The sequence below is a fragment of the Flavobacterium riviphilum genome (genome assembly GCF_055231795.1).
This window is the reverse complement of record NZ_JBUYSY010000003.1, coordinates 72,704-86,684: the sequence shown is the minus strand read 5'-3', so window position 1 is coordinate 86,684 and position 13,981 is coordinate 72,704. Positions and strand designations below refer to the sequence as shown.

The 13,981-nt window shown below is 34.6% G+C and carries 11 protein-coding genes and 1 tRNA gene; 7 read left to right on the top strand and 5 right to left on the bottom strand.

Features of this window, described 5'->3' with window-relative positions; genetic code table 11:
* Positions 1-31: 31 nt before the first annotated feature.
* The 4 genes from ACZIX2_RS05250 to ACZIX2_RS05235 all read right to left on the bottom strand — a co-directional run bounded on the left by ACZIX2_RS05250 (position 32) and on the right by ACZIX2_RS05235 (position 4,598).
* Entirely contained in the window at positions 32-1,339 is a 1,308-nt protein-coding gene (locus tag ACZIX2_RS05250; RefSeq protein ID WP_463339035.1) for a Fic family protein, read from the bottom strand.
* A gap of 66 nt (positions 1,340-1,405) precedes the next feature.
* Positions 1,406-2,587: a restriction endonuclease subunit S gene (locus ACZIX2_RS05245; RefSeq protein ID WP_463339034.1), complete on the bottom strand. Its 1,182-nt coding sequence runs from the start codon at positions 2,585-2,587 to the stop codon at positions 1,406-1,408.
* A 1-nt stretch (position 2,588) separates the two neighbouring features.
* On the bottom strand, positions 2,589-4,181 hold the full coding sequence (locus ACZIX2_RS05240) for a type I restriction-modification system subunit M (protein WP_463339033.1): 1,593 nt from the start codon (positions 4,179-4,181) through the stop codon (positions 2,589-2,591).
* 335 nt (positions 4,182-4,516) lie between these two features.
* Positions 4,517-4,598 (bottom strand) — tRNA-Leu (locus ACZIX2_RS05235).
* Positions 4,599-4,708: 110 nt separating this feature from the next.
* On the opposite strand from ACZIX2_RS05235, the gene ACZIX2_RS05230 reads away from it, so the two are divergent.
* The 4 genes from ACZIX2_RS05230 to ACZIX2_RS05215 all read left to right on the top strand — a co-directional run bounded on the left by ACZIX2_RS05230 (position 4,709) and on the right by ACZIX2_RS05215 (position 8,913).
* Positions 4,709-6,097 carry a dipeptidase gene (locus ACZIX2_RS05230; protein WP_463339032.1) on the top strand — a complete coding sequence of 463 codons (1,389 nt, stop codon included), beginning with the start codon at positions 4,709-4,711 and terminating at the stop codon, positions 6,095-6,097.
* Positions 6,098-6,358: 261 nt separating this feature from the next.
* A complete protein-coding gene (locus ACZIX2_RS05225; protein ID WP_463339031.1) occupies positions 6,359-6,790 on the top strand; it encodes a toxin-antitoxin system YwqK family antitoxin in 432 nt (143 codons plus the stop codon).
* Between the two features lie 3 nt (positions 6,791-6,793).
* A complete protein-coding gene (locus tag ACZIX2_RS05220; protein WP_463339030.1) occupies positions 6,794-7,168 on the top strand; it encodes a BlaI/MecI/CopY family transcriptional regulator in 375 nt (124 codons plus the stop codon).
* A complete protein-coding gene (locus ACZIX2_RS05215; protein WP_463339029.1) occupies positions 7,165-8,913 on the top strand; it encodes a M56 family metallopeptidase in 1,749 nt (582 codons plus the stop codon). Before ACZIX2_RS05220 ends, ACZIX2_RS05215 begins: the two co-directional genes overlap by 4 nt.
* 203 nt (positions 8,914-9,116) lie before the next feature.
* Here ACZIX2_RS05215 and ACZIX2_RS05210 read toward each other — a convergent pair whose 3' ends face one another.
* A complete protein-coding gene (locus ACZIX2_RS05210) occupies positions 9,117-10,487 on the bottom strand; it encodes a saccharopine dehydrogenase family protein (RefSeq protein WP_463339028.1) in 1,371 nt (456 codons plus the stop codon).
* A gap of 151 nt (positions 10,488-10,638) precedes the next feature.
* On the opposite strand from ACZIX2_RS05210, the gene ACZIX2_RS05205 reads away from it, so the two are divergent.
* The 3 genes from ACZIX2_RS05205 to ACZIX2_RS05195 all read left to right on the top strand — a co-directional run bounded on the left by ACZIX2_RS05205 (position 10,639) and on the right by ACZIX2_RS05195 (position 13,972).
* Positions 10,639-11,034 carry a DUF423 domain-containing protein gene (locus ACZIX2_RS05205; RefSeq protein ID WP_463339027.1) on the top strand — a complete coding sequence of 132 codons (396 nt, stop codon included), beginning with the start codon at positions 10,639-10,641 and terminating at the stop codon, positions 11,032-11,034.
* Between the two features lie 69 nt (positions 11,035-11,103).
* Positions 11,104-12,708, top strand: a complete 1,605-nt coding sequence (pckA, locus tag ACZIX2_RS05200; RefSeq protein ID WP_463339026.1) for a phosphoenolpyruvate carboxykinase (ATP) — start codon at positions 11,104-11,106, stop codon at positions 12,706-12,708.
* 163 nt (positions 12,709-12,871) lie between these two features.
* Positions 12,872-13,972: a DUF4407 domain-containing protein gene (locus ACZIX2_RS05195; RefSeq protein ID WP_463339025.1), complete on the top strand. Its 1,101-nt coding sequence runs from the start codon at positions 12,872-12,874 to the stop codon at positions 13,970-13,972.
* The last annotated feature ends 9 nt before the right edge of the window (positions 13,973-13,981 follow it).

The following is a 13,981-nucleotide window of genomic DNA, read 5'->3' as shown; positions in this document are numbered from 1 at the left end:
ATAGTTCGAGATTCTTTACAAATCTCGAAGTTTATTTAATTTTATGTTTAGCTAAAAGAGCTTCAAAATTATCAGATCGCACAAAATTTTGCTTCACTTTATTGACTTGAATAATTTCTAAAAAACCTAATTTAACTAATCCTAATAAATCTGTTCTGGCAGTAAAATTGGAAATTATAAAACGATTTTCTGTTTCTTTTACAGTAAAAATACTTTCGGGTTCATCAAAGATAATTTTCAAAAGTTGCGCTTGTCTTTCATTTACATTCGGAATTTTTACAAAACTTGCTATTTGCAAATTTTCTTTTTGCTTTAATTGAATATATGCTTTCAATGCTTCAAATGCTTTATCCATAACTTTTAAATGATAGGTCATGAAATAGGACAAATCATTATTGTCATTTTCAGTATACAAATAGGCTTTTTCATATTGATTTTTAGTATCCTGTATTATTTTAGAAATAGATAAATACTCTGTTAACCAGTATCCTTTTTTTAATAAATACCAATAAAACAAAGCTCTTGCTGTTCGACCATTTCCATCGGTAAAGGGATGGATATATCCAATCATAAAATGGATAACAATACCTTTTAGAATAGGATGCATGAATGATTCTTTTGAATCTGAATTAAAGAAATTGCATAAATCTTGAATAAGACCTTCTATTTCTTTTTGGTTGGGTGGTGTATGTACAATTTCTCCATCAATATGATTTACAACATGAACATCGTCAGAATTTCTAAATGCCCCTTCTTCAGTTTTATTATCTAATGTATCACAAGCCACTAAACCATGGATGTAAAGCAATTTTTCTGGTGATAAATCGTCATTTCTATTTTGGGTAATGTGCTTGATGGTTACATAATTATTAACAATCATTTGCTCCGATTTGTTTTTTGGTTTTACTTCTTTACGAAGCATTTCTTTAGCTTTTTTACGGGTAGTATTAGCACCTTCAATTTGGCTACTTGAAATGGCTTCTTCCATAATAGAACTAACTAAATATCTTGTTTTATCTGCATCTGGAATAATGCTTTTAGCCCCCATATAACCTCCTATATTCATATCAAAATAATGTAAAATTTTTTGAATATAATCAGTACTTACATAATTAAAATTGTATTTACCAAAAGTTAAATTCTTGTAATTAAACTCTCTTGAAATTTTAACAATGGACCATATTTGTTTAGGGTCAAGGTCATCAATATTTTTATATTTTATTTTATCCCAAAACAAATACTCATTATTGATTTCCTTTATTTTTAATACTACGTTTGGCTTATTGGCTAAAGCAAAAGTTTTAGGTGTAAAGGTTACTTTTGGTGCTTGTTCAATCATAATAAAAGGATTTATAAAAATACAAATATAGCAAAACTTCGAGATTTATCGATAATCTCGAAGAATCTAGACGAACATTTGCTGCAACAACCCTTTTTTATACTCTTGGGTGTCTTCTATTTGATTGGAAACTAACTCTATTTTTTCATCAATAGCTGAAAGGAAATTGGCGATTTTGGTTTGTTCAGTTTTATTTATAGATAATTTTAAATTAAAATTTTTCAAATCCTTTTTTTGAATATTAGGCAAACCAGAACCAACTCTTAATGCCATTAATTCATTTTGATTAAATTTCAACAATTGAAAAAGATATTCATTATTTATTTTCTCTTTATCAATAACTTTAATAGAATAACAATGACCGCCACACCAAAACTTAGTTTTAATAAAATTTACATAACCACAAGAATTTCCTCCCTCACTAATTATGATTGTGTTTTCATTTCTATTATGTTTATCTGTGTAACCGGAAGGCTCTATTCCACCACTGATTGATGGATAAATATCAAAATCATTTAAATCATCTTTATTAAGTTGATTACCCTTATTAATTTCTACAATATCTCCCAGCTTTTTCTCTTCCCAATCCTCAAAATCCTCCCCATTATCATCTTTAAACCTAATTTCTTGGTTGAATATTTTTTGCATTATGCCTTTTTTGTATTCTTCTAAACGGGATTTTTTTTCTTTTAAAAGGTTTATTTTTTCATCTACTGAGGAAAGGAAATTGGCTATGCGGGTTTGCTCTTCTAATGAAGGGAAATTAAAAATAAAATCATTTATTTTTGTTAATGTTATTCTCTTTAAAGCTTGACCTGCAATTGCTTTATTAATTTCGTTCTGTCCTATTTCAGAAACTAAAAGATGATATAAAAAATAGTTATTGAACTTTTCTTTAAGTCGAATGTAAGCTACACTTGATAATAAACTAAATTCGTAATCTAAATAATTTACACAAACTTGACCTATTGTACCATCCTTTGTTAATAATACATCTCCTATTTTAACATCACAAGACTTGTAAATTTTTTCGTGATCTTCTCTTGAAATATACTGAAGATTTGAAAAATCAATATATCCGTTTTTAACATTTTTAGAAGTTAAATATTGAAAATCATTTATATCAGTTGAAGTTTTAGGTGAAAAATGCGTTCCATCTTTTATTTTCAAACTTATATCGATTAATTTTTTACTAATCCAATCTCCTTCAAACCCCGGAAATCTCAATATTGGTCGTAACTTATCCATATTAAAAAGGGGTTTTAACATTTAAAGCTGCACAAAATGAAGCAATAGTAGTATCGACATCTTTCATTTTATCATCTACGGTTTGTAATTTTTCTGCAATTGCATTGATGTCAATTTCAACTGCTTCCTCAAAGGTATTTACATAACGCGGAATGTTTAAATTGTAATCGTTGGCTTTTATTTCATCGAGTGTAGCAATGTTGGAGTATTTATCAATTACCGCTCTGTTTTGATAGGTTTCAATAATTTTTTCAATGTCCTGTTCTCTTAAAACATTTTGATTTTTTACTTTTTCAAAACCATTACTTGCGTCAATGAATAAAATGTTATCTGGAGTTTCTTTGCATTTTTTCAATACCAAAATACAGGTTGGTATACTGGTACCGTAGAATAAATTTGCTGGTAAGCCAATTATAGCGTCAATGTAATTACGGTCTTCAATTAAGAATTTACGAATGTGCCCTTCTGCAGCTCCACGAAACAAAACTCCGTGAGGCGCAACACACGCCATAATACCGGCATCGTCTAACTGGTGAACCATGTGTTGGATAAAAGCAAAATCTGCTTTTGTTCCGGGTGCTAAACGACCGTATTGAGAGAAACGATCATCGTTTGCAAATAAAGGATTGGCAGACCATTTGGCCGAAAAGGGAGGATTAGCTACAATAGCATCGAATTTAAAATCTAAATGTTGAGGTTTCTCGAGTGTATCCTCGTTTTTAATATCGAATTTATGATAATTAACATCGTGCAAAATCATATTCATTCGTGCCAAGTTATAGGTAGTACGGTTTTGTTCTTGCCCGTAAAAATGTCCTACTTCTTCCACCTCTCTAGCTACACGAAGCAACAACGAACCAGAACCACAAGTTGGGTCATATACAGATTTCAATTTGCTTTTACGAGTGGTAACAATACGGGCTAGAATAGTAGATACTTGTTGAGGAGTATAGAATTCACCCGCTTTTTGTCCTGCTCCTGCAGCAAATTGTGCAATTAAATATTCATAAGCATCGCCTAGCACATCGCCTTCGGTATTGTCAAGATCGAAATCAATTTCATCCAATGCCGTTAGTATTTTTACAATAACATCGTTACGGTCCTTGGTGGTGCGTCCAATCTTAGTAGAGTTCAAATCGATATCATAGAACAAATTATCAAAATCGTCCTGACTATCCGAACCCATGGTACTTTTTTCGATACTGTTTAAAACATTGGCTAAGTCTTCGAGAATGAAAGTACTTTGTATTTGTTCTTCATCATCTTCATTGAAAACTTTTGCATTTCCTTTTTTGGCTAGGTTGGAGAATAATTCTGAAGGTTTTAAAAAATAGCCAAGCGCATCAACAGTTGCTTCTTTTAAAGCTTCTAAAATTGCTTTGCCCTCAGTGCTGTTTTCGTCTATTTCATTGAATACTAAACCATCAGGTTTAAGGAATTCATTAGCCTTTTTTTCTAATTTTTCAGAAAGGTATTTATAGAAGATAAATCCTAAAATATAATCTTGAAATTGATTGGCGGATATTTTACCTCTTAATATATTGGCAATAGCCCAAAGTTGAGATTCTAGAAGTTTCTTTTGATCGTCTGACATTGTTGATTTTTTGTTTAAAGGTATAAATGTAGGATTTTAAATTATTTATTTCAAGTCAAACTTGATTGTTTAGTTTTTGTGATACCAATATTGGTACTTATTCAAAAAGAAGATACGAATGTAATTATGTCATTTTAAGAGTCCTCTCTCGCTTCTTCATTTTTGTTAGGTCAAAAAAATAAAAACGGTAAAAAAAAATAAATCAAGGCAACTATACCTTGAAGAAATCTTCGATGGAAAAAAACTAAATAAAAATGGTTTTTCAATGCCGTTGGGCAATGGTTGGGCAAGTTTTAAAACAAAAAACCCTAACTATATAATAGTCAGGGTTTTAGTGCGGATAATAGGACTCGAACCTACACGCCTTGCGGCACCAGATCCTAAGTCTGGCACGTCTACCAATTTCGCCATATCCGCGTTGGTGGGTGCAAATATAAGCATAAGTTCTAATTTTCAAAGCAATTTTTTAAAAAAAATATTCTTCTATTTTTTGTACTTTTGAAAGCATTAAAAAATCAAACCACTTCATGGAAAATATAAGTAATTACGTTCAGCAAAACAAAGAACGCTTTATCAATGAATTAATCGAATTGTTAAAAATTCCCTCTGTTAGTGCTGATACCGCCTTTTCTCAGGATGTATTAGATACCGCAGATGCAGTTAAAGCAAGTTTAGAACAAGCCGGCTGCGATAAAGTAGAAATTTGCGAAACGGACGGCTACCCTATTGTATACGGCGAAAAAATCATCGACCCCAATTTGCCTACTGTATTAGTGTACGGACATTATGATGTACAACCTGCTGATCCTGTTGAACTTTGGGATTCTCCGCCATTTGAACCCGTAATCAAACCCACAGCCATTCACCCTGAAGGCGCTATTTTTGCTCGCGGTGCCTGCGATGATAAAGGTCAAATGTACATGCACGTCAAAGCTTTTGAATATATGATTCAAAGCAATACTTTACCTTGTAACGTTAAATTCATGATTGAGGGTGAAGAAGAAGTAGGTAGTGTCAACTTGAAAACCTTTGTAGAAAACAATACCGAGAAATTAAAAAATGACGTGATTTTAATTTCGGATACGGGAATGATTTCTAATCAACAACCTTCCATCACTACAGGATTACGTGGATTGAGTTATGTAGAAGTAGAAGTAACTGGTCCTAACCGCGATTTACACTCAGGTTTGTACGGTGGTGCGGTGGCCAACCCTATCAATATCTTATCCAAAATGATTGCTTCGTTACACGACGAGAACAATCACATTACTATTCCTGGTTTCTATGACAATGTCGAAGAATTATCTCTAGAAGAAAGAGCCGAAATGGCCAAAGCCCCTTTTAGCTTAGAAAACTACAAAAAAGCACTTGACATAAACGATGTCTATGGCGAAATTGGCTACACTACAAACGAGCGCAATTCGATTCGTCCAACACTCGATGTGAATGGAATCTGGGGAGGCTATACTGGTGAAGGTGCCAAAACAGTAATTGCTAGCAAAGCTTATGCAAAAATTTCGATGCGCTTAGTACCTAATCAAGATTGGGAAGTGATTACCGATTTGTTCACCAAACACTTCATAAGTATTGCTCCAGCTGGCGTGAGTGTTGTAGTAAAACCGCATCACGGTGGTCAAGGTTATGTAACTCCAATCGATAGCATTGGTTACCAAGCCGCCAACAAAGCCTATACCGAAACCTTTGGCGTTCCTGCCATTCCAGTTCGTTCCGGTGGAAGCATTCCTATCGTTGCATTATTCGAAAAAGAATTGAAAAGCAAAACGATCCTGATGGGATTTGGTCTAGACTCCGATGCAATTCATTCACCCAACGAACATTTCGGAATTTTCAATTACCTTAAAGGAATCGAAACCATTCCGCTTTTCTATAAATATTTTGTAGAGTTAAGCAAATAAACACTCTTTTTACATAAACATCCGCTTGTTCTCCAGAATGAGCGGATTTTTTTTGGGCGTAACCCGCAGAAAAAGCGGGTCGGGTCATCCGCTATATCTTTTTGGTCCCTCGCCGAAAAAGCGCGTCCCCAAAAAGGATGCCGCTCCTACCCCTTACGCAAAACCGTTTCTAAACTACTCATTGCAAAAAAGTTAATCCTTTTGTTGCACATATTATTTTTTATTCTACATTTGTAGAGCAATGTATTATTCTGTAGAGCAATGACAAAACCAATTTTTCTATTTGTACTGTTTCTTTTATGTAGTTGCCAAGTACAACACATCAATCAAAAGAAAGGCAAAAAAATGCACGGTAAATGGATTGAAGAGTATGCTTTGGACACCATTCTATACAAATCTATTGGTAGCTACAAAGAAGGAGAGCCAGTCAAAAAATGGAAATATTATGCCAATGGCAAAATCATCAAAAAAGAAACCTATAAGAAAAAGTATTGCAAAGTGCGCTTCTACCATCCCAATGGAGCGCTTCAAGCCAAAGGAATTACACAGTTGATTGAAAAAGGGAAAGACATTCATTGGTTTTACTCCGGCCAATGGGAGTATTTCGACACCAAAAAAGATTTAATCATCACCCGTTTGTACGACAAGGGAGAACTTATCTCAGAAAAAGAAATAAAAAATACAAAACAATAAACTATGCAACAACTCACCAACGCCGAAGAACAAGTGATGCAGCATTTGTGGCAACTCGAAAAAGCCTTTATGAAAGACCTACTCGAAGCCTACCCTGAACCAAAACCTGCTACAACCACCATTGCAACCTTATTAAAAAGGATGATTGACAAAAAATTCGTTGCTTACAATGAATTTGGAAACTCACGGGAATATTATCCATTGATCAAAAAAACAGATTACTTCTCGAAACACGTCAATGGACTAATTAGTAATTTCTTTAATAATTCAGCTTCTCAATTTGCTTCGTTTTTTACCAAAGAAACAAACCTAACCACCCGAGAATTGGAGGAACTAAAAAAAATCATCGATAACGAAATCCAAAAAAAGAAATCATGATACAGTACTTGCTAACTTCAACTATCGCTGCCACTATCCTAATGGTAGTATATCAGCTTTTTCTAGAAAAGGAAAAAATGCATCATTTCAATCGCTTTTACTTGTTGCTTAGTTTGCTTTTTTCACTTCTAATTCCTTTTATTTCGATTGAAATTATTGAAGAAATCACGACTCCTATAAGCGCTCCAATTCCAATGAGCCTTTCAGGCGGAACTATAGTAATTGCAGAAGAAACTAATTATCTAGAACAAACACTATGGGGTATTTATGTCTTAGTAACTGCAATTCTGCTTTTTAGATTTACTCGAAATATTATCACTTTTTATCAATTAAAAAAGAATAACACAACACTCACGTTTCAAAACGCGACTTTAGTTTTACTAAAAGAATCTGTGTTGCCGCATACTTTTATGAATTCTATTTTCATCAATGAAGCGGAATACCAAGAACGTAAAATTGAAAAAGAATTGTTTGCACACGAATTGACCCATGTCAATCAAAAGCACACCCTAGATGTTCTTTTTGTAGAGTTGATTAAAACTGTTTTTTGGTTCAATCCTTTGTTTGTTTTATACAAAAAAGCCATACAGCTCAATCATGAATTCCTAGCCGATGAAAAAGTAGTGCAATCGTACCAAAACATTCCATTTTATCAATCGCTATTGTTATCCAAAGCGAGTTGTAACCCGCCTTTGTATCTAGCCAGTAATTTAAATTTTCAAGTCACCAAAAAACGCTTTCTTATGATGGGTCGGAATTCTTCGAAAAAAATAATACTTGGCAAACAGCTAGCACTATTGCCAATTTTTACGGCACTTTTCTGTCATTTCTGTATCGATAGTGTTGCACAAATACAAACAACAAAAGCAACAAACACAATATATACTACTGCAACAAGTAACGACAGAGATATTTACTACGCAGGTGTTTTAGTTAATGTTACTGACAAAAAAAGGAATATCAACTTCTCCAAAAAGTATGAAGCACTTATCTTAGAAGAAAAGAATAGATACCTACCTTTTGCTCCTAAAAAATATTCAAAAAAAACCCCAACAAAAGCAGAATTTGAAGATTTCAAAAACAGTAAAAAATATGCCATCTGGATTGATGGTATTCACGCCAACAATAATCATTTAGAGGTCTACTCACCGGACAAAATTGCCTATTTTACAGGAAGCTTTGTTCATAAAAATGCTAGGAGCAAAAAATTTCCACAACCTTTTCAGTATAATTTCTATACTGAAGCCTATTATGATAAACATTTAAAAAATGCACATAAAAAGTTTTCTGGTAAAAGCATTAACATTACCGTGCCTGAGCCAAAAAAAACGTCTCAAATACAAAATATTTCGTCAAAAGAAGAGCCTCTTTCAAGTCTTACACCTACAAAAATAATTGAAAGTGCTACTTCTGTACCAAATAAAGACGTTTATACAGAAGCAGGTGTAACTGAACATCCTGATTTTCCTGGAGGGATGAAGAAGTTTTACCAATTTGTAGGGGAAAATTATCAAATCCCAACAGAATTCAAAACAAGTGGCAAATTGCATGTTAAATTTATGATAGAAACTGATGGAAGTCTAAGTAATTTTTCTATTCTAAAAGACATTGGTTATGGTACTGGTGAAGAAGCAATACGAGTACTTAAAATGTCTCCAAAGTGGATTCCAGGTAAAAAAGATGGAGTACCAGTACGTGTAGAATACAGTATGCCAATTACAATACAAACTCCAAATACATTATAACTAATAATTTTATTAGCTACTAAAAGTATTTATAAATTAACCAATTTAAACTCAGTGGTATATTTATAATGATCGAGTACGTGTTTAATAATATTTCCTATAGCCATAAACTAAAAACCAATAAAAAAAAAACCGCTTCTCTTATACTACAAGTTTGGAGAAGCGATTAACAAATAATCTCAAAAAAAATAAACAAAAGAAAATCAATGAAACACCTTATCAGGATTGTATCCTATATAAGGCATTTCTTGTTCATGAAACACTACGCCATAGGATTCAAGTTCTTGTAAAATGGGCAGATATACTTCTTTTCGAATGGGCAATTGCACCCCTGGAGTGGTAATTTTTCCATTCAAAATTAACAACGTAGCCATCGCTACAGGTAAACCCACCGTTTTGGCCATGGCCGTATAGGTTTGATCATCGCCTATACAAACCATTTTGGAATCAATTTGCAGTTGCTCTCCTGAAAACTCATACCCAAACTTGTGATACATCACAATCATATCTTTATCTTCGGGCTGTAACGTCCAACTGTCGGTTAAAATTTTCTCTAATATTTGTGCAGGCGTTGCGTTTTTCAAACCTACTTTTTTGGTTTTACTAAACAAATCCAACTCTACTAATTTATCCCACATGATATCGTCTTGATCTATTTTAAGCAAATGACGCATTTTTAGTTCCACCGAATCGGTAGGATGATAAGGCAAAAAGGCATTTACAAATTGTCGATACGACATGTTTTCTGAACCTTCTACTACATAACTATCATCGGTCATTCCTAATTGTACAAACATATTCCATGCTTTTGAGAATCCTACTCTGCGAATAGTCCCTCGATATAAAGTAAGCACCTCGTCCAAACCGTACACCGAACGATACTTTAAAGAATCGCGGTTGGAGTAGGCTTCAAATCTACCATAGCCTTCTACTTCTAAAAATTCGGTTCTGCGAAACAAATTGCAATACGGTATGTACTTGTAGGCCCCTTCTTGGATGAATTTAGCAGCACCACCTTGACCTGCCAACACCACATTTCTTGGCGCCCAGGTAAATTTATAATTCCATAGGTTATTGTCAGATTCAGGGGCTACTAATCCACCACAAAAGGATTCAAACAACAACATTTTCCCGCCTTTGTCTTTAATTTCATCGATCACCTTCATGGCACTCATATGATCGATCCCTGGATCTAGACCAATCTCGTTCATAAAGACCAATCCTTTGGCTTTCACTTCGGCATCTAAAGCCTGCATCCCTTCGCTGATGTAAGAAGCCGTGACCATATGTTTGCCAAACAGCAAACAATCTTTAGCTACTTCCAAATGCAAATGAGCGGGCAACATAGAAACCACTATAGCTGCCTGTTGGATGGCCGCTTTTCGAGCCTCGGCATTGAAAATATCTAATGCCATTGGGGTGGCATTAGGGTGGTTGTGGGTCTTTTTTTGAGCCATCGCTAAGGACAGATCCGCAATTACCAGATGTAATTGCTCTGCTTCCGATTTGGAAAGCAGGTATTGAATCAAAGAAGAAGCGGATCTTCCGGCACCGATAATTAAAATTGTACGCATAAAATATATTTATTTAACACAAACATAGTATTTTGTTGTATTTATAACAAAACAATTGTGTTAAAAACGTAAAAATTTAAAAATTTAACTTGTAGCGATACTAAACTTAAAATCTTATAAATACATTTGTACCGATTTTAGCATTGCCTATATGAGTAAAAATGTTACAGCTATTGCAGCTTTACTAGGAATGACGGCCATTATTTTGGGGGCTTTTGGTGCTCATGCTCTAAAAAACTTACTTCCTACCGATGCCTTAAATACCTTTGAAACGGGTGTAAAGTATCAAATGTATCACGCACTGTTCTTACTTTTCGTGGGGCTTCATCCGCAATTGTCTAACACTACTCAAAAAAACATTACACGTCTTACCCTTTTGGGTGTACTTTTCTTTTCGGGATCCATTTATTTATTGGCTACCAACTCCTTAACTCCTTTTGATTTTAAAACTATTGGTTTTATTACTCCTATTGGAGGTCTCCTCTTAATTTCAGCTTGGGGCTATTTGTTATTTGACTTTTTTAAAGGCGCAAAAAAGAAAATTTGAATTTAAAAGTCGGTCTTTAAAATTATTTTATACTTTTACAGCAAAAACTAACTATCAACAAATAATCGAATGGAAACTAACACACTTTTTACGAAATCGATTTCGCTTACAGACATAGGTATCGAAAATGCAAAAATTCAATACCAACTAACTCCAGATGAATTACATGATTTAACCCTTGCTTATGGGCAAGGTGTGGAAAGTTCCTCGGGAGCATTAGCCATTAATACAGGTACATTTACGGGTCGTTCACCACAAGATCGATTCATTGTTAAAGATAGCATTACCGAAAATCAAGTGTGGTGGGGCAATATCAACATACCCTTTGAACCAGCTAAATTCGATGCATTATTAGAAAAAGTAGGCAAGTATCTTTCCAACAAAGAATTATTTGTTAGAGACGCCTATGTTTGTGCCGATACCAATTACAAGATGAATGTAAGGGTTATCACTGAGACCCCTTGGGCCAATTTATTTTGTTACAACATGTTTTTAAGACCTGAGGCACAAGAATTAGAACATTTTACACCAGAATGGAAAGTAATCTGTGCGCCTGGTTTTGAAGCCGATCCTGCTGTAGATGGTACACGAAACAAAAATTTTGCAATCTTAAATTTCACTAAAAAAATAGCTCTAATCGGAGGAACTGGCTATACTGGTGAAATGAAAAAGGGCATTTTTTCGGCCTTAAATTTCATACTACCCGTAGATAAAAATACGTTACCGATGCATTGTAGTGCCAATGTAGGAGCCAATGGAGATACAGCAATCTTTTTTGGATTGTCCGGTACCGGTAAAACCACTTTGTCTGCTGATCCAAATCGAAAACTAATTGGAGATGACGAACATGGCTGGACCAATGAAAACACGATTTTTAATTTTGAAGGCGGATGTTATGCCAAAGTGATCAATTTGACAGAAGAAAACGAACCTGAAATTTTTCACGCTATAAAGCGAGGAGCTATTTTAGAAAATGTGGTATTTAAACCCCACAGCAACGAAGTCGATTTTACCGATAATTCTATTACCCCAAATACACGAGTTAGTTATCCTATAACACATATTGACAATATCCAACCCGGATCTATTGGTAAAAACCCCAAAAACATCTTCTTTTTGACGGCAGACTCCTTTGGTATATTGCCTCCTATTGCAAAACTGACTCCTGGACAAGCCGCCTATCATTTTATTTCGGGCTATACGGCAAAAGTTGCGGGTACCGAAGCCGGAGTTACAGAACCTCAACCAAACTTTTCGGCTTGTTTTGGCGCTCCATTCATGCCTTTGCACCCCACTCGTTATGCTGAAATGTTAAGCCAGAAAATGAAAGAGGCCGATGTTAAAGTCTGGCTGATCAATACCGGATGGACCGGAGGGCCTTATGGTATAGGTAGCCGAATGAAATTGAAATATACACGTGCCATGATCACCGCTGCATTGAATGGCGACTTGGACCACGTTGAATATCAAGACCACGTAGTGTTTGGTATAGCCAAGCCTCAATCGTGTCCCAATGTACCAAGCGAAATATTGAACCCAAGAAATACTTGGGACGATAAAGACTTGTATGATGTAAAAGCTGTAGAATTGGCCGAAAAATTCAAAACTAACTTTAAAAAGTTCGAAGAATTTGCCAATGCGGAAATCCTAGCAGGTGGACCAAAATCACTTTAAGAAAACCACACTAAACCAAAATAAATCAACCAAAACCAAGAAGAGCTGTTCCACGGAACAGCTCTTTTTTTATATTCTTTAACTATTTTATATTCATACACTTAGATTGTATTCCGTTTTTTGGCCCTAAATTTGTAATCATCAATCAAAAAATCAATCAATCATGTTATCATCCTTTTTTATTGTCTGCTCTGGAGTAGACAAAAACCTCTTAGAAGGTTGCTCCGAAGGCGAAAAAACCAAATTTGTGGGCATAGGTGCCACCGTATTTTTTACAGCTGTAATGGCATTTTTAGCCAGTTCTTATGCCCTATTTACCGTTTTCGATAGTCTATATCCAGCCATTGCTTTTGGGTTCGTTTGGAGTTTGCTCATTTTCAATTTGGATCGATTTATAGTCTCGACCATTAGAAAAAGAGATCAGTTTAAAGCTGAATTCTTGCAAGCCACTCCTCGTATTTTATTAGCAATTATCATAGCAATTGTAATTTCAAAACCCCTTGAAATTAAAATCTTCGAAAAAGAAATCAATACCGTTCTTTTGAAAGAGAAAAATGCCATGGCTTTGAAAAACAAAAAAGAAGTGGCAGCCTATTTTAAAACCGATTTGGATAAAAACAAAGCTGAGATTACCGCTTTGAAAACCGAAATCAGCAAAAAAGAAAAAGAAGTCAATACCCTTTACGAAACTTACATCGCTGAAGCCGAAGGAACGGCTGGCACCAAAAAATTAGGTAAAGGCCCCGTGTTTAAAGAAAAAATTGCCAAACACGATTTGTCCAAAAAAGAGCTGGACACCTTACAAAAAAACAATCTGGCTAAAATTGAGGCATTAGAAAAAGAAAACAAAAAACTGGAAGCCGATTTGGACAAAAAAGTAACCCAAACCCAACCTATTATTGATGGTTTTGATGGACTAATGGCTAGAATCAATGCGTTGAATAGTTTGCCTTGGTGGCCTTCTTTTTTCATTATGTTGCTGTTTTTAGCTATTGAAACTTCGCCAATTATTGCCAAATTACTATCCCCCAAAGGCGAATACGATTACAAACTCGAAGACCTTGAAACCGCGTTAAAAGCCACCATAGAACAAGATAAATACCAACGTTCACTTTTGATAAAAACAAATGCCTCTATGCACGACAAAGTGTACGCGGATATAGCCGAAGACAAACGCTTGTACGATTTGCAACGTAAAAATGCTACCGAGTTATTAGAGTTACAATATCAAAGATTCATTGAGAAGCAAAAAAACACACTATAACGGATAAAT

Excerpts from the sequence above, each read along its gene's own strand:
- ACZIX2_RS05220 (WP_463339030.1), top strand. The coding sequence starts at position 6,794 with ATGCAACAACTCACCAACGCCGAAGAACAAGTGATGCAGCATTTGTGG.
- ACZIX2_RS05195 (WP_463339025.1), top strand. The coding sequence starts at position 12,872 with ATGTTATCATCCTTTTTTATTGTCTGCTCTGGAGTAGACAAAAACCTC.
- ACZIX2_RS05215 (WP_463339029.1), top strand. The coding sequence starts at position 7,165 with ATGATACAGTACTTGCTAACTTCAACTATCGCTGCCACTATCCTAATG.
- ACZIX2_RS05210 (WP_463339028.1), bottom strand. The coding sequence starts at position 10,487 with ATGCGTACAATTTTAATTATCGGTGCCGGAAGATCCGCTTCTTCTTTG.
- pckA (WP_463339026.1), top strand. The coding sequence starts at position 11,104 with ATGGAAACTAACACACTTTTTACGAAATCGATTTCGCTTACAGACATA.
- ACZIX2_RS05225 (WP_463339031.1), top strand. The coding sequence starts at position 6,359 with ATGACAAAACCAATTTTTCTATTTGTACTGTTTCTTTTATGTAGTTGC.
- ACZIX2_RS05245 (WP_463339034.1), bottom strand. The coding sequence starts at position 2,587 with ATGGATAAGTTACGACCAATATTGAGATTTCCGGGGTTTGAAGGAGAT.
- ACZIX2_RS05240 (WP_463339033.1), bottom strand. The coding sequence starts at position 4,181 with ATGTCAGACGATCAAAAGAAACTTCTAGAATCTCAACTTTGGGCTATT.
- ACZIX2_RS05230 (WP_463339032.1), top strand. The coding sequence starts at position 4,709 with ATGGAAAATATAAGTAATTACGTTCAGCAAAACAAAGAACGCTTTATC.
- ACZIX2_RS05205 (WP_463339027.1), top strand. The coding sequence starts at position 10,639 with ATGAGTAAAAATGTTACAGCTATTGCAGCTTTACTAGGAATGACGGCC.
- ACZIX2_RS05250 (WP_463339035.1), bottom strand. The coding sequence starts at position 1,339 with ATGATTGAACAAGCACCAAAAGTAACCTTTACACCTAAAACTTTTGCT.